This window comes from Vibrio sp. YMD68 (genome assembly GCF_029958905.1).
Lineage (GTDB): Bacteria > Pseudomonadota > Gammaproteobacteria > Enterobacterales > Vibrionaceae > Vibrio.
This window is the reverse complement of record NZ_CP124613.1, coordinates 604,102-620,624: the sequence shown is the minus strand read 5'-3', so window position 1 is coordinate 620,624 and position 16,523 is coordinate 604,102. Positions and strand designations below refer to the sequence as shown.

At 43.8% G+C, this 16,523-nt stretch carries 15 protein-coding genes; 9 read left to right on the top strand and 6 right to left on the bottom strand.

Going from position 1 to position 16,523, the window contains the following annotated elements; genetic code table 11:
• The first annotated feature begins 628 nt into the window (after positions 1-628).
• The gene (gene yghU / locus QF117_RS02815) at positions 629-1,501 is read left to right on the top strand and encodes a glutathione-dependent disulfide-bond oxidoreductase (RefSeq protein WP_282386047.1); all 873 of its coding nucleotides are present in this window, start codon (positions 629-631) and stop codon (positions 1,499-1,501) included.
• A 277-nt stretch (positions 1,502-1,778) separates the two neighbouring features.
• Positions 1,779-2,018, top strand: coding sequence for an RNA-binding protein (locus QF117_RS02810; protein WP_282386046.1), 240 nt, complete (start codon positions 1,779-1,781; stop codon positions 2,016-2,018).
• A gap of 91 nt (positions 2,019-2,109) precedes the next feature.
• Here QF117_RS02810 and QF117_RS02805 read toward each other — a convergent pair whose 3' ends face one another.
• Positions 2,110-3,726, bottom strand: coding sequence for an ABC transporter substrate-binding protein (locus QF117_RS02805; RefSeq protein ID WP_282386133.1), 1,617 nt, complete (start codon positions 3,724-3,726; stop codon positions 2,110-2,112).
• 610 nt (positions 3,727-4,336) lie between these two features.
• Between QF117_RS02805 and QF117_RS02800 the strand changes: the two genes are divergently transcribed.
• From QF117_RS02800 to QF117_RS02790, 3 genes are all read left to right on the top strand, one after another.
• A complete protein-coding gene (locus QF117_RS02800) occupies positions 4,337-5,326 on the top strand; it encodes an ABC transporter substrate-binding protein (RefSeq protein ID WP_017035883.1) in 990 nt (329 codons plus the stop codon).
• A 269-nt stretch (positions 5,327-5,595) separates the two neighbouring features.
• A complete protein-coding gene (locus tag QF117_RS02795) occupies positions 5,596-6,495 on the top strand; it encodes a proline/glycine betaine ABC transporter permease (protein ID WP_017035884.1) in 900 nt (299 codons plus the stop codon).
• Positions 6,488-7,717, top strand: coding sequence for a glycine betaine/L-proline ABC transporter ATP-binding protein (locus QF117_RS02790; protein WP_282386040.1), 1,230 nt, complete (start codon positions 6,488-6,490; stop codon positions 7,715-7,717). Before QF117_RS02795 ends, QF117_RS02790 begins: the two co-directional genes overlap by 8 nt.
• Before the next feature lie 230 nt (positions 7,718-7,947).
• Here QF117_RS02790 and QF117_RS02785 read toward each other — a convergent pair whose 3' ends face one another.
• Positions 7,948-8,607 (bottom strand): hypothetical protein, encoded by a 660-nt coding sequence (locus tag QF117_RS02785; protein ID WP_282386039.1) that lies wholly within the window; start codon positions 8,605-8,607, stop codon positions 7,948-7,950.
• Between the two features lie 122 nt (positions 8,608-8,729).
• Between QF117_RS02785 and QF117_RS02780 the strand changes: the two genes are divergently transcribed.
• On the top strand, positions 8,730-9,323 hold the full coding sequence (locus QF117_RS02780; RefSeq protein ID WP_282386037.1) for a hypothetical protein: 594 nt from the start codon (positions 8,730-8,732) through the stop codon (positions 9,321-9,323).
• On the opposite strand, the gene QF117_RS02775 is transcribed toward QF117_RS02780, so the two are convergent.
• Positions 9,320-9,673, bottom strand: a complete 354-nt coding sequence (locus tag QF117_RS02775; protein ID WP_282386036.1) for a 4a-hydroxytetrahydrobiopterin dehydratase — start codon at positions 9,671-9,673, stop codon at positions 9,320-9,322. The two genes, QF117_RS02780 and QF117_RS02775, sit on opposite strands and share 4 nt — an antisense overlap.
• Positions 9,663-10,457: a phenylalanine 4-monooxygenase gene (gene phhA, locus QF117_RS02770; RefSeq protein WP_282386035.1), complete on the bottom strand. Its 795-nt coding sequence runs from the start codon at positions 10,455-10,457 to the stop codon at positions 9,663-9,665. Before phhA ends, QF117_RS02775 begins: the two co-directional genes overlap by 11 nt.
• A gap of 198 nt (positions 10,458-10,655) precedes the next feature.
• Between phhA and QF117_RS02765 the strand changes: the two genes are divergently transcribed.
• The gene (locus QF117_RS02765; protein WP_282386034.1) at positions 10,656-12,653 is read left to right on the top strand and encodes an acetoacetate--CoA ligase; all 1,998 of its coding nucleotides are present in this window, start codon (positions 10,656-10,658) and stop codon (positions 12,651-12,653) included.
• A gap of 54 nt (positions 12,654-12,707) precedes the next feature.
• On the opposite strand, the gene QF117_RS02760 is transcribed toward QF117_RS02765, so the two are convergent.
• Positions 12,708-13,289, bottom strand: a complete 582-nt coding sequence (locus tag QF117_RS02760) for a methyltransferase domain-containing protein (protein WP_282386131.1) — start codon at positions 13,287-13,289, stop codon at positions 12,708-12,710.
• Between the two features lie 137 nt (positions 13,290-13,426).
• On the opposite strand from QF117_RS02760, the gene QF117_RS02755 reads away from it, so the two are divergent.
• Both QF117_RS02755 and QF117_RS02750 read left to right on the top strand, forming a co-directional pair.
• Positions 13,427-14,305 (top strand): LysR family transcriptional regulator, encoded by an 879-nt coding sequence (locus QF117_RS02755; RefSeq protein WP_282386033.1) that lies wholly within the window; start codon positions 13,427-13,429, stop codon positions 14,303-14,305.
• Positions 14,306-14,531: 226 nt separating this feature from the next.
• Positions 14,532-15,431: a cation diffusion facilitator family transporter gene (locus tag QF117_RS02750; protein WP_282386032.1), complete on the top strand. Its 900-nt coding sequence runs from the start codon at positions 14,532-14,534 to the stop codon at positions 15,429-15,431.
• 115 nt (positions 15,432-15,546) lie between these two features.
• Here QF117_RS02750 and yddG read toward each other — a convergent pair whose 3' ends face one another.
• The gene (yddG, locus tag QF117_RS02745; RefSeq protein WP_282386031.1) at positions 15,547-16,425 is read right to left on the bottom strand and encodes an aromatic amino acid DMT transporter YddG; all 879 of its coding nucleotides are present in this window, start codon (positions 16,423-16,425) and stop codon (positions 15,547-15,549) included.
• Positions 16,426-16,523 lie beyond the last annotated feature (98 nt).

Here is a 16,523-nt window from a genome sequence, read left to right as displayed (position 1 = left end):
TGCTGTGAGACTGCGCAGGTGTATAAACTGCTCTCTCTTAAGTGAGTTTTTTGGATAAAGAATGATATTTTTTTACAGGAATATCGACTCATATAATCGATCCAGCTCATTAAGTAATCTGGTATTGAGTTGCCAATTCTAATGCACAGCACTGTCGCTGTGTTTAATTGAGAAAGTAAAACGACACAATGATAGATACTCAGGTCTGGCATCTCCTTGGAGCGTATCTGCTGATGTAGCTCACCACATATAAGCATATGATTTTATTTGTAAAGCCTTCATTTCGGCTTTTGTTGGAGAGTGTACACTGCCAAATTGTATGAATAATACCCTCGACCTGATCGCCCCTAACAGTTATGGGGGGTGCATAGACATTGTGCGCTCTCTGCGATTCTAGTCTCAAACTCTGGCGACCCAGCACAATTCCAGGGGTTCACCTCAAGCAATCCATGGGCTTTTTTGCGTCTATTACTTCCCAATAAAGATACGCCAGCTCAATTAAGACACGCCTAATTTTGCACAAATTGATAACAAAAGTGTGCAACAATGAATTTCGTGATCAAATGTTGAATACAAAAGACGATCATGACCTACATTGTAGTGAGTTACTCACAGACAGGATAAATTAATGACTAAAGAATATACTCCACCAAAGGTTTGGCAAGAAGATACGAAAGGCGGCGGTACTTGGGCTAGCATCAACAGACCCGTATCCGGAGCGACTCATGATAAAGATCTGCCTGTCGGTCAGCACCCCTATCAGTTGTATTCTATGGGGACACCTAACGGTCAGAAGGTCACTATTTTACTTGAGGAGTTATTAGCGCTTGGACGCACTGAAGCTGAGTATGACGCCCACTTGATCTCCATCGGTGATGGGAACCAATTCTCAAGTGGCTTTGTGGAAGTCAACCCAAACTCGAAAATCCCAGCATTGGTTGATCGCTCGCAAGCATCCCCAGTCAATGTTTTTGAATCCGGTTCAATCCTTCTTTACTTAGCAGAAAAATTTGAACACTTTATTCCGAAGGATGTCACCTCTCGCACCAATGTATTGAACTGGTTATTCTGGCTACAAGGGTCTGCGCCATACCTAGGTGGCGGTTTTGGTCACTTTTATGCGTATGCACCTGAAAAGTTTGAGTATCCGATTAATCGATTCACCATGGAAATAAAACGCCAGCTCGACTTATTGGACAAGCAATTAGCTGATCATTCTTACATTGCAGGGGAAGAGTACAGCATCGCCGACATCGCAATCTGGCCTTGGTACGGTAATCTTGTTCTTGGCAATATCTACGATGCGGCTGAGTTCCTTGATGTATCAAGCTACAAAAACCTTCAACGCTGGGCAACGTATATTGAGCAAAGACCCGCCGTTCAACGTGGACGTATCGTTAACCGAACATGGGGTGAGCCTTGGGAAGCCGTTGCAGAACGCCATAGTGCGGCGGATATTGACCAAGCACTTGCTTTGAAACCGCAAGCCCAAGACAGTTAGATTCCTAAGGCAGTTAACTCATAGAGTGACCGCATCGTGATTTAACCAGTGGGGCGCAATTTCGCACCGTCTTCTAGATTGGCGGTGCAAAATACTTGCGGAAGCGCACAATACTCGCAGAGGTGCCAATGCTTTCTTATTTGCTGGTTTCGTTGTTTGCGTTGGCTTGGTGAATGATTCAAAAACCTCGAACACCAAACCAAATGAGAATTACCTTGGTTTGTCACAATGAACCTGCGACAATCGAGCCCGTTCTTTCAATACCAAACGGTTTATTATGAAACTTTTAGTCCGCAACCTCGCTCGCACAACAACAGAACATGAAGTTCGAGTATTATTTTCTGCTCATGGTGAAGTAGGTGAATGCACTCTTGTATTAGATCAGGAAACTGGCCAGTCTAAAGGGTTCGCTTTTGTTGAAATGCCAAATGAAGCAGAAGCTAAGGCCGCCATTACTGGCCTTAATCTAGCTGACGTTGCTAAAAGCAAGATTCGTGTAAAAAGAGCCAACAGCTAACTGGCCCTTTCTATACTAAAAAGCCCGCCTAATCGTCTAGGCGGGCTTTTTGTTTTCTATCTCACTCAAACCAGAGCATCAGCTAAAATGACTAGCTTCTCGGCTTCAAATCGAGAACATGAAGCAATCTTTCCGGTGTACCTTCCCATACCATTGGGCGACCTTTCGGATTGTCTGCATTCCACCAGCCAGTAAATCGTTTGGTATTGTATTGGTAGAAATTTGGCCCAGACAAGACAGGCACAGTGATCTGATTTTTTGCAATCAACGCTTGAATTTGATGAGCGATCTCTTTTTGTTCAACGCTATCGGCTGTTTGGTAAAAACCATCGAGTAGCTCATCTAGCTGCTCACTTTTCCAATGGTGCATTGCAAATCTAGGCATTCCAGTCGACGCTTGCAACCTAGAGTGATAAGCACTGTCCCAGTATCGGTGCGGTGTAGCGCCATGGAAGTAGTTGGTATAAGCCACATCGTATTCTGCATTAGCCATCGCCTGATTATAAAGTGAGAAATCCGGAGATCGCGCTTTGACCTTAATCCCAACTTCCATCAACTGTTCAACCGACAACATCACCGTATTATTGAAATCTGTCCATCCCTGCGGTGACTGTATTTCCAACTCAAAAGAAGCACCGGAAGGGCTCTCTACATAGCCGTCGCCGTCTCGATCAGTATAACCAGAGTCTTTCAACAGCTTGCGAGCACTTTCAGGAGAATAGGTCATAAATGGTTGATACTGTTTGTGGGTTTTTTCATCTGACCACGCCTCAAACGCATAACCTAAACCAGAAGCGAAATCATTCACGACACCATTTCCGTAGTTAGCAACATCAATCAGGACCTGTCGGTTCAGAGACATTGAGAAGGCACGACGAAAGTTTACATCATTCATCACTTCATGCTTGACCGGATCTTTCGATTTGTAGTTAAACATGAAAGCTTGTGTCCCCGCTGGTGGGTACCAGTAGCCATGATCGGTCGACGCTTTCAAAAAGGTTTGGTCGATATCTGGCACGAATGACCCAGCCCAATCGATTCTGGAGTTCATTAACTCCCCTAAAACTTGGTCATTGTGGTTCATCTGAGGGATTCTCAAGCAGTCCACATCCAAGTTTTCGCTATCCCAGTAGTTCGGGTTTTCACATTGAAGAAACAGCGTTGAAGTGAATTGAGGGAACTCGGTAAACGGGCCTGTTCCAACAGGATATGGATTGAGGAATGTCAGAGGATCTTTCTCTTTAGACCATTGATGCTCAGGAACGACCGGAACTTGCACGAGTTCATATGGAATATTGGTGTTCACTTCATTTAAAAAGAATCGAACCTGGTGATCGTTAACCTTCTCGATTGACTTAATATTGCTGCTGACTCCACGGTCATCAAATGCCGGATGCTGTCTGATCAACTCAAAGGTGTAGATGACATCATCCGCATTGAACGCTTCACCATCAGACCAAAGCACACCTTTTCGCAAATCAAACGTGACACTAAGTAGATCGCTACTTAATGCATATCCCGTCGCTAACCTGAATTCAGGGATATTTCCTTTCAATTCGTTGAAAACCACCAAAGGCTCAAAAATAAAATCTCTTGCTGTATGCATACGAGAAACAGAAAATGGATTAAAATTTCGAATCAGTGACGCGTTGTGATTGGGAATAATAGTTAACTGGTTCTTGTCGGAAATATCAGTAGCATTTGTCATGGGAGAAAGTGCTAATGAAGTCGCTAACGTGCTCAACAATAATGTTTTATTCATAAGTGGATCCTAGTGAGTAATTTCAAGCAACGTAACCAGAAACGCCCCCCTATTCAACCGCGCAAATCTGGCGTAATACGATAAAATATCACCTATTAATAATAGTGTTATTAATTTGACAGCAAGGCACTGATTTTAAAACAAATTAATCAAAAAAACGTGAGAGTCCAATCGAAAAAAATGGCCAAAAACTCGTAATATTACTACACACATTCATATATGTAATAATTTGTTACTTGTTCTATTTTGCGAGTCAATCGAGATCTGAGAATAACAAGGCCTATTCCCCCTTTTTATACACCCCTATTTATGTCCTAGATAGCCACCAAATTACACGCCAAAAATCCGAATAATATTGAAATATAAAGTCGATATTTTTTCATAAAATATAAATAATTACCGCCGCTAGACTTGGATGCTTTGAGATTAATATGGCGGGTTTCCCCAAATTCGTTTGAAAATATGTTAAATTTATAACATCACGTTATGTGATTCGTCATTTGAGAACCCACGGTTGTCTCATTTCGACAACCCCAAAAATGAGAAAGGAACCTCTATGAATATGAAACTGGCAGCGCTGTTGTTATTGGCTACAACGTCAACGGCTGCAAACGCCAACGAATGCGGTTCAGTCACTATCGCTGACATGAACTGGTCTTCCGCAAGCCTTATTGCAAACATTGATAAATTCATTCTAGAACATGGTTATGACTGTGATGCCGAGCTCATCCCTGGCGATACAATGCCAACCGGTACGTCCATGATTGAAAAAGGCCAGCCTGATATTGCTCCTGAGTTTTGGAGTAATGCGATGAAAGAAGCTTTAGACAAAGGTGTGGCAGAAAAACGTTTACGCTACGCTGGAAAATCTTTAGTGAACGGTGGTGAAGAAGGCTTTTGGGTACCGCAATATTTAGTCGATAAACACCCAGAAATGGCCACTATTGAAGGTGTTATCAAGCACGCGAAAATGTTCGAGCACCCAGAAAGTAAAGATGTGTCTGCGTTCTACAGCTGCCCAGCTGGTTGGAACTGTCAAATCAGTGCGGGTAATTTATTTAAAGCATTGAAACTTGAAGACGCGGGCTTTGAAATTGTAGACCCAGGTTCAAGTGCTGGCCTTTCTGGTGCGATTGCAAAAGCGTATGCGCGTGAAGAAGCTTGGTTTGGTTACTACTGGGCACCGACTGCAGTACTCGGCAAATACAACATGGTAAAAGTTGATTTTGGTAGCGGCGTTGACCTGGAAGAGTTCGTCGGTTGTACGACTAAAGAAGAGTGTGAATCACCCAAGCCTACCATGTACCCACCTTCTCCAGTACACACAATGACAACCGAAGCCTTCGCGTCAAAAGCACCGGAAGCATACGCGTATTTAGGTAATCGTGGTTTTACCAACGAAAAAATGAATGAGTTGTTAGCATGGATGGAAGACAACCAGGCTGACGGGGAAGAAGGCATGTATCACTTCCTTTCCGAATCACCTGAAATCTGGCACCCATGGGTTTCTGCCGAAATTGCGAAGAAAGTAGAAAACGCGCTCTAGTATTTTTGGGGCCCTATGTTTGAAACTGTAAATCTGAAACGACCGTTTTTAAGGCGTAGTTTATGAGACCTTAGTTTATGAGACATAGTTTATGAGGCATAGTTTTTAAGTGATGTCTTGGCTCCAATATAAAAGTTAGATGTTCACACGTTAACAAGTACTGCAACGTAAAAAGCGTACGACTTGTTGTAACGACGTAGGACACGTCGTGTTAAGTTGAAAACCGAGGCAAACTCATGAGTTTGCCTCGGAATTAAAAGGAAAAAACAATGGCTGACAGTAATTGGCTGAACAGTTTCCCAGAAATGGACCGTTCAGATCTACGACTCATCCGCAAAACATTAGATGGCGCCTATCGCGATTTTTCTCGTGAATACGGCGACATGATTGAATCATTTTTTGACCCACTGCTTACTTTTCTCGTCTGGTTTGAAAAGCTCCTATTATCCACCCCTTGGTTTATTGTTTTAGTGCTCACGACAGGGCTAGTGTATGCCGCTAGTCGCTCGTGGAAATTGGCACTTGGTGGGCTTATCTCTTTCATACTGATTGGCTACTTTGGTATGTGGGAAGATACAATGCGAACGCTCAGTATCATTACCGTTTGTACCCTGCTCGCGATCTGTTTAGGCATTCCTATAGGGATAGCAATGGCGCGTTCCAATCGCGTTCAATCGGTTGTTACCCCCATGCTCGATGTTATGCAGACCATGCCAGCGTTCGTCTACCTTATTCCTGTAGTGATGCTTTTAGGCATTGGTAAAATCCCTGGATTAATTGCGGTTGTTATCTACGCTATCCCACCGGTGATTCGATTAACCAATTTGGGTATTCGACTGGTCGATAAAGAAGTACTGGAAGCTGCGACAGCATTTGGAGCAAGCAGCAAACAACGCTTATTTGGTGTGCAGCTTCCGCTGGCGATGCCAACCATCATGGCCGGCATCAACCAAACCATCATGATGGCACTTTCCATGGTCGTTATCGCATCAATGATAGGTGTAAAAGGACTAGGCCAACCTGTTCTTAAGTCCATTACCAATCAATATTTTACCCTCGGGCTTCTCAACGGTTTTGCCATTGTGGCTCTTGCTATTCTATTTGACCGAGCTTCTCAAGCGTATGCCAAACGTACACAAGCACACCTTGGAGATCTAAAACATGACTAAACCACTCATTGAAATCCGTGGCTTATACAAAATTTTTGGACCGAAACCTCAAAGTGTTGTTGAACGTGTTAAAGCGGGCATGAGTAAAGATCAAATACTCGAAGAGACAGGACATACCGTAGGTTTAAAAGACATCAATCTCAGCATTAACAAAGGCGAAATATTCGTCATTATGGGCCTATCGGGTTCCGGTAAATCCACTCTTATCCGTCACTTTAACCGATTGATCGACCCAACCCTTGGTCAAATCGATGTCGAAGGTACGGATGTCATGACGCTGCGTCAGAAAGAACTTGAACAGTTTCGCCGCCAAAAGATGTCGATGGTCTTCCAACGCTTTGGTTTAATGCCACATCGTAAAGTCATTGATAATGTCGCTTATGGGCTTGAGATCCAAGGCGTGCCTAAACAGCAACGTTTAGAGAAAGCGAATGAGTGGATAGAAACCGTTGGCTTGAAAGGGTACAACGAGCAGTATCCGTCTCAGCTTTCTGGCGGTCAACAACAGCGCGTGGGCCTGGCTAGAGCACTCTCGACCGATGCGGAAATCCTATTGATGGACGAAGCGTTTTCGGCATTAGACCCGCTAATACGCAGTGAAATGCAAGATCAACTGATCGAGCTGCAGCAAAAACTGCACAAGACCATCATTTTCATTACTCACGATCTTGATGAAGCTTTAAGACTGGGTGACCGTATTGCCATTTTGAAAGATGGCGAACTGGTTCAACAAGGTACGCCAGACGAAATTTTACTTTACCCTGCTGATGAATACGTTGAAGCATTTGTTAAAGATGTCAACCGCGCTCGAGCACTGACAGTGGAAACGGTTATGCAACCACCAGCGTACCGTATTACCGCTGAAACCATTGAAGAAGCACTATCGCTGATGAAAAAGAGTAAACATGACTATGCATACCACGTCACAGAAGATGGGTATCAAGGCGTGCTGACTCAAGAAGGTTTGCAAGAAGCTTCAGATGATGCTTCTGTCAGTGAATTTAGTGATGACATCTACGAGGAAGTTCCTTCCGTTTCCCCTGGTGCCGCCATTGAAACGGTTCTTCCTGAGACTATGGGCTGTGATTATTCACTCCCTGTTGTCGATGAAGATGGAAATCTCAAAGGTGAGCTAGAGCGAAGTGCCGTCGCTGAGATATTTGTTGATAGCTCTACAGAACCGGAAGAAAAAGTAGCGGAAAACACGAAAACGACGGCTTAAGTTTAAGCTTAAGTTTTCCTATCCTCCGCTGTTTTATTGACGGTTTTCTATCAAAACTTTCCGACCACTGGTCCTGAAACATAAAAAGCACTATTGAACGATTCAATGGTGCTTTTTAAGTATCAGGCTATGTTTAGGTACCAGATTAAGATTAAGTATAACGCTGTGTGAGTATAACTCGACAGGAGTACAAGACTGAGTACCCCCCATTAAGTTAGCCGTCTAAGACGTTATTTATAGAAGGTTTCACCGCTGTTTACATCCAAATAGATCTTGTCAGCTTGTTTCATCCCACCACAATACACAAAGTAAACGTCTCGCTCACTGTATCGAATTGACCGAACCCAACCACCAAGCTCTTCAAAATCGCCGGGCGTACAGGTTTCATCTTTTAACAGTGCGTCCGTTGTGGTTAAAAACATCACCTCATGGGTATTAAAGTCATCAGAACTGTCTATGTAGGCGGTTAATGTCTCTTGCCTTTCCTCTTTGGTAATCACAGGCGCCTCTTCCACTAACCCTTCCATTGGGATCCACTCTGCGATTTCTTCACCACCGTCTTCATAGACGTAGTAAACCGAGATACGTCCCCACCCATCACGCTGTTCTAAGATTTTAACGAAAGCGCCACGATATAAAAGACGCTCAATAAACGCTTCGTGATCCGGGCGTTCCCTTACGCCCAGCGTAGGGGTATTCACGTAATAGTCGGTAACCACTTCTTGAATGACCTGCGGCGATGCCTCTACAACCTCATCTGAAGGCGCTTCCTCTGCGACTGGGGGCACGTCACCGCTCTCTTGCATCGGTAACCAATAAAATAGGTAAAACCCCGCGCCAGCACCCGCTAAGCCAAGAACAAGCAAAAGGATCATTATTACTTTTTTCATTAATTAACCAAACCTACATTCAATATTGAGTGTTCATCATTCATCTTAGAGCCAGCCTCTTGAAACCGTGACCATCCAACGACCAATAAACTTCCTATAATGTTTAAAGGCGCTCTCACTGTATGAATTCTATGCGACGACATTGGGTATCAACCATTATAACGGCGACTTTGCTGATCTCTTTACCACTAAAGGTCAAAAGCCAACACTGCACCGAGGATCAGTGGAACCAAGCTCTCACTGAACAGCACAATCTTGACCAATGGTATAACCAAAGGGCAACTCGCTTTAATCGTATTTTAGGGCAGTACCAGCAGCACATTTTTCTGCATAGGGAGTTCACTCTAGCCGAACTTATTTTGTTATGGCGGTCAGACGCCACTGAATTTCGTACTTTGATGGAGCAGCAAATCACGTCTTCACGTCACTATGTAGACATTATTAACGAAGAGAAAACGTTACTGGATAACACCCTACCGCAGATCAAATCACTGCGCCAAATGTGGCGTCAAATGGGTATTCACTGCCAAGAAATAGACTTAAATGTCAATGCCCTTTCTAGTCATCAATACCACAATACGAATAGCACCTTACTCAATGATATCAATGCACTGTTAGAAAAGTTAAACACACTGCAAGCACTTTACTCTACTGAGATCAGGGCTCTATTGACTGCAAAAGAGCTTGTAAGTGCAAAAGAGCTTGCTAAAGACTAATCCAAGTCCAGCTCATCACATTTTGCTGCACAAACAAAATCGTTATTATGTAAACCGCGTATAGAGTGGCTCCACCATGTCACGGTCACTTTTCCCCACTCCAGCAGAATAGCGGGGTGATGCCCCTCAGTTTCCGCGAGTTCAGAGATTCGATTCGCAAATGCCCAAGCCTGTTTATAGTTCTTAAACTTATAAGATTTATCAAGTTGTGGAATGCCCTCTTCGTGTTTTAGCTCCCAACCCACCAGCTGGCCCAATAATTGTTGCTGTTCTTGTTCCGTCAGTGAAATAGAATCAATGCTGCACGCTTCACATTTCATGTTACTTAACGATTTCCGATTACTTAACATCGCAGGTTTCCTTAGGTTCAAATAAAGCAGGGTAAAGCTCTAAGCCGATTGCATTATCGACATCTTGGATGATGTTCCGCTGACTTAAATGGTAGAGCTGTTTTAGATCGTTTAATACAAAATAAATCGGTTGCATAATGTCAATCCGATAAGGCGTTCGCAATACTCGGCTCACATCGAATGGCTGGCGAATCGCAGTGCCATCGTCTAGTGCGTATAACGTTTCTCCAGGAGAAGAGAGTATTCCACCCCCATAAATTTTGTTAACGCCATGCTCTCGAACCAGACCAAATTCAACCGTAAACCAATACAAGCGCGCTAAATACACACGCTGTTGATGGCTAGCATTTTTCCCCAGTTGCCCATAGCAATGAGTAAAGTGGGCAAAGTCAGGGTTGGTTAACATGGCGCAGTGACCAAATACTTCATGGAAAAAGTCAGGCTCTTGCAGGTAATCAAACTCTTCCCGTGAGCGCAGAAACGTCGCCACCGGAAACTTCTTATTCGCAAGTAATTCGAAAAATCGGTCAAAACTAATCAGAGCGAAAACCGGAGCAAGACTCCACCCAGTCTCTCTGAATAAAACATCATTAATTTCATGAAGTTGAGGGACTCTGTCTGTGGGCAAATTTAGCATAGCGAGCCCATCGATATAGGGCTTACAGGCTCGGTCTTCGACCAAAGGCCGCTGACGAGCATAAAGCGCTTCCCATATCTGGTTTTCTGCTGAACTCCATTCAACACAACCCCGACTGTCCACTTGTTTCGACTGATACTGAGTCATCACACATACCTGATTGCTTTCCTAGGTTTATCCTATTTCCTAAGCAAATGCATGCCAACTGTCGGTCACAAATCAACCACCTAATTTGTGTAACATTTTATTTACAACTTGATTTTTTACTATAATATTCAAAATCCTGCTATCGACCTTATTTGACTAATAGCCGATCGCAACCAACACTTAAAGAGTCAATTTCTGATGTGGAAAACTGAGAACAATATGTCAAACCATGATCCTATTTGGGTGCCAAGTACCCAAAGAATTGAAGAGTCTAATCTCCATCAATTCATTCAGCATATCAACATGCAAGGTGAAGCTATTGAAGACTATTCGTCATTGCATCAGTGGTCCATCACCGAGACTAAGCAGTTTTGGCTTGAAATATGGCAATATTGCGATGTTATAGGCTACCGCGGTGATTGCATATTTGGAGAGGGTATCGCCAAGTGGGGCTCTTTCTTTCCCAGTAGAGATACCATTTGGTTCCCTCAAGCTCAGCTCAATTATGCTGAAAATCTCCTTTCCTTCGCTTTCCAGAAGCCCAGCGAAATTGCTATCTGGTTCAAAAATGAACAGGGGAAAAATACACAAATGACCTGGCAGGAGTTGTGCGATCAAGTGTCAATCGTTCAGCAATGGCTTAAACAAAACGGAGTGGAAAAGGGAGATATCGTCGCTGGCTACTTGCCATATATACCAGAAGCGGTCATCGCCATGCTCGCGACAACAAGCCTTGGCGCGATTTGGACATCGACTTCTCCCGATTTTGGAAGCGACAGCGTCATCGAACGTTTTGGTCAGGTAAAACCGAAAATTCTTTTTTGCTGCAATGGTTATCAATTCAACGGAAAATCATTTTCACTGCATGATAAAAACGCGATGATTGCCCAAGCGTTACCGAGTATTGAAAGCATTTGTGAAATTGACTATGTTCGTGTCACGAATGACGAATACGATTACCCCCAGCAGTATTCCGATTGGGAATCTATCCTCGCCAATTACCTGCCTAAAGGGCTGCGTTACCAGCGTGTCGGATTTAATGACCCCCTGTTTATCTTGTACTCTTCCGGCACCACGGGCAAACCGAAATGCATCGTACATTCGGTTGGTGGAACCGTGCTTAACCACCAAAAAGAGCACCAGCTTCATTGCGATATACAACCTCTGGATAGAGTGTTCTATTTTACGACTTGTGGTTGGATGATGTGGAACTGGCACGTCTCAACACTGGCAAGTGGCGCAACTCTGGTGATTTATGATGGCAGCCCAATGTTCCCTTCAGAAGACAGCTTGTGGAAGCTGGCTGAAGAAGCACAGCTGTCGTTCTTTGGCACATCGGCTAAATATCTACAGGCGCTGGAAAAAAGCTCACTGATCCCAAGAGAAAAATACGACCTTACCGCACTAAAAACCGTTTGTTCCACTGGATCGGTACTATACCCAGAGCAGTTCGATTTTGTCTACGACGGTATAAAATCCGATCTGCATTTAGCGTCCATCTCTGGTGGCACGGATATTTGCGGGTGCTTTGTTCTTGGAAGCCCAATTTCACCTGTTTTCAGGGGGGAATGCCAAGTGAAAGGGCTCGGGCTTGATGTCGCGGTATTCGATCAACATGGTCACTCGGTCGTTGAGCAAAGAGGCGAACTGGTTTGCTGTAATAGTTTCCCGAACCAACCGATTGGGTTTTGGCAGGATAACGGCAGTGGGTATCACAATGCTTATTGGACGGTTTATGACAATACTTGGCACCACGGTGATGATGTTTGCCTGAGTGCCCATCAAGGAATGACCTTCTATGGCCGCAGTGATGCCACTCTTAATCCTGGAGGCGTACGGATTGGAACAGCGGAAATCTATCAGCAAGTGAATCAACTGGACTACATTCAAGATTCCATCGCGGTAGGCAAAACCGTCGAAGAAGATGAGCGAATCATTTTATTTGTGCAAATGACCCATTCAACACCGCTTACCGAGGCGTTATGTGAAGAAATTAGACAGCGACTCAAAGAAAAATGCTCTCCTCGTCATGTGCCTTGGAAAATATTCGCCATTGCTGATACGCCAAGAACAAAGTCTGGAAAGTTAGTGGAGCTGGCCGTTAAACAGAGAATTAATGGGAAAGAAGTGAAGAATATGGAAGCCATTGCTAACCCAAGCAGTCTTGATGACATCGCACAGCTCGTTCATTTCTAACAACGTGTTTCGCTTTACAATGCCATCTTTTTAGCCGGTTCATCATTGAATTGGCTATTTTTTCTGCCCAACACCCATAACGACAGATTGTACTCCGTGCTCAGTTTTTATCTCGAATGCTTTAGAAACTGTGACACTGTCAAACCCAACGCTGGTTAGCACTTGCTCTACTTTGGTGTGGGTTAGACCATAATCTTCATCTTGTTCTGTCAGCCAATCCCAGTGAACAAAGATACCTTCACTGTCTAAAATCGAATAAATAACATCGGCTGTTTCAGAAAAGCTTGGTAAAAAACCACACACCGATGAGGCGACAACAACATCGAACTGATTACGAAACGCAGGGTGCTGCGCGACAAGACCTCGGGTAAGCTCATCAACGACAGGCTCGACATTAACGAGCTCTTTCATATCCAGTTGTTCGATCATCGCTTCGGAGGAGTCAAGAGCAACGATATCTTTGGCAATGGATGACATTTTATGACTAAGAAGGCCTGTTCCACATCCAAAATCAAGGACATGCTTGCCTTTAAGGTTCGTCAATTGAGTTAACTGTTCAAATACGTGAGAGGCAAACTCAGAAGTCGCTTGTTCGTTTTCCCAAGTTTTCGCGTATTTGTCCCATTCGTTCGCCATCATGATCTCCCTGTATCATCTTTCATTTGGCAATAGGCTCAAGAGTAAACCAAAATGAAGCACGAAGGTATCTCTTAGACAGACAATTTCACAATATTTGTATATGATTTATGGACTCGATCCCGATTGTACAGCAAATGAACTTATCTCAAATTGAAGCTTTTTGTCGTGTCGCCGATGTTGGTTCTGTTTCAGAAGCGGCGAGACAACTTGAATGCAACCGCACAAAACTCAGTATGTCGATTAAAGCGCTCGAAAAAGAGCTGGCAACTGAGCTCTTTATTCGCAGCGGTAACCACGTCACCCTTTCTGAAGCTGGAAAAGCGATTTACAAAGATTGTGAAAATTTAATTGTGACGGCTTCACGAATTAAGCAAACCTGCGTTCAAGCCTCTGGTGAATTCAATGCGGAAGTGTGGATAGCACGTGACGATTCTTTGCCCGATGATCTATGGCAAGATCTTGCGCACTCCATGAATAAGCAGTTCCCCGCCACGTCGATTAATATTGTCTTGGCCTCAAGTGGTGATTTATCCAACCTGGTCGAAACTCGACAAGTGGATTTCGCATTTGGTGTCGATTATGAACGAGCAGATGACCCTCGCATTACCTACCAACCTCTTGGCAAGATACGAATGATGTCGGTATGTAAGCGAGATCACGCTCTAAGTAAGCTAAGCCGGGTTTCAGATGATGTACTAAGAGATTCAATGCAAGCTGTCATGGTTTATTTGAACGAAAAAGACAACCCTGAACTTCAACCGTTTTCTCTCCGACACATTGGCTTCTCTAGTTTTGATTTCATGCTCGCGACGATTTTAACAGAGAACGCGTGGGGAGTGCTTCCTGAGCCTCTGATTCGCCACCACTTACGCCAACAAGAATTGGCGGTGATTAAGCACACTTATGGTCTAACACAAGAAGATTATTGTATGTTCACCGCCGCAGGGATGACTGAGCACCCCGGTATGGTGTGGCTCGCAGACAAGCTCAGTGACTACTTATTTGATTTTTAAGTATTAAGTGGCTCTTTATGGCGGTAGCTTCTTATTTATCACTCACTTTCTGATGATAAATCAGCCACCGACAATATAATTGACGCAAGATTATCATCCCAACCAATTGATTAATAAGAATATTACTATTCTTTCAGGTTGATTGACCTTTTAGGATGTTTTTAAACATTGCTATAATTTTACCCTAAGCCAAGAATAAAGAGGTGTTTATAACGAGTAATAATGTATGTGCGCCCAAACAAACCAGAACGAAAAACGAGTTCTTAGCTTCTCAGCCCTTTTAGCACTTGGATTTGCTACTGGGGGGCTAACACTTGGTTGGTTTGTCGGCTCTTTAGTCATCATGTTTGATGGTGTTTATTCCCTCGTTAGTTTGCTGTTAACTTTATTGTCACTAGGCGCTTCTCGCTATATTCAGACCCCTTCTGAAGGCACTTTTCCTCTTGGTAAAGCGATCATTGAGCCTCTTGTTATATCCATTAAAGCCATCACTATTCTTGTCATCGTCGGCTATTCACTCTACTCAGCAGGAGTGTCCATGTTCAATGGAGGGCGAGAAGTGGATGTGTCTATTGCCACCGCGTTTGGTGTCGTTAACGTGATTGGTTGTGGCTATGCGTGGTGGTATATCGCCAACAAAAGCAAACGCTTTTCTTCTGGGCTAATAGAAGCAGAGTCGAAACAGTGGCAAATGGATACCTTGTTGAGTGTCGCGGTGACATTAGGCTTTGTTGCTGCATGGTTGATAACACTGACTCAGTTGTCTCATTACGCGGTATACGCCGACCCTATGATGATGCTACTGATGTCGTTTTATTTCATTAAAGTGCCCGTTGATATGTTGAAAGGGGCGATGAAAGAGCTTCTTACCATGGCACCGAATAAAGAACTTTGTGCAACCGTGGATAACGACGTCATCGCTGTCGATAATGAAATGAAGCAAGACTTAGGTATTGAGCTGACGGCAGTAACCAAAGTGGGCAATGAACTTCGTGTGAGCGTTGATATTCATTCAAACAGCGCACAAATCAAAACGAGTGAACTGGAAAAAACTCGAAAAGCGTTAACCAAACGTTTGTCTAAATTACCCTTGGATCTTCAACTTACCATGAATCTCGCCAGTTAAATTCAAAGGGCAAAACCTGTATCGGTTAGCGCGAAGTCGATGAGTTTCGTGACAATCGACTATCGGCTAAGGGCTACCGGCTACCGACAATGAGAATACAACGCCGATAATTGCTTTATTGATCTCGCGTAAACCACCAACAGATCAAAGAGCCGCCCGTCACCATCGCAACGCCTTGCCAAAAGGCTGAAGTTAAACTGACACTTAATATATAAGATGAAATTAATGTTGCCAGAACGGGGGTAAAGTAAGACAGTGAAGCGAGTAACACCATGTTGCCTTTGATGATCGCAACGTTCCACAATGCATAACCGCCCCCCATCACCACACCCGTAAGAAGCAGATATAATGTAGGTGCAACACCAAAAGTCATGCCTTGCTCATCGCTCACAAAATATTTAACCCATAACGTCACTGCGGTCAAAATGAAGAAAAGAACAATGGCATTTTGCCCGTTGGCTAACCGTTTTGTCACATTACAATAAATCGCCCAAATAAACGCACCAACAAACGCCATACTGTACGTTGCTGGATTGGTTGCGACATTCGAAACCAGCTGAGCGACCGTTAACTCCCCATCACCAATCACCGCCCAAACAACACCAAACAGCGCCATAAAAATCCCAGGATAAACCAAACGATGAGTTGGTTTTTTGCTGACAACCACCGCAAGTAATACGGTCAAAGCAGGCCAAAGATAATTGATTACTGCCATTTCAAGTGCTTGGTGACGATCGTTGGCCATGCCTAACGCTAACGCTAAACAGATTTCATAACTGACAAACAGAACCGAGCCGACAAATAGGTAACGCCGGGAAAACTGCCCAATTTTGGGAAGGCCCATTGTGAGTATTAAAAATGCTGATGCGATCGTATAGATAAGCGCAGCGCCACCAATAGGACCAAAATGCTCCGTGACGGTTCGGGCCAATCCAATCAAACCACTCCACAGCAATATTGCGGCAACACCAGACAATGTATATTTATGATTCATTGGGTATTTTCACTTCAATTTAAGCGCTCTTAATGCAGGCACAATACCATAATTGCCGGATGTTCAAAGCCAATTAGCAAAATGGTTTTGCCTGAGTG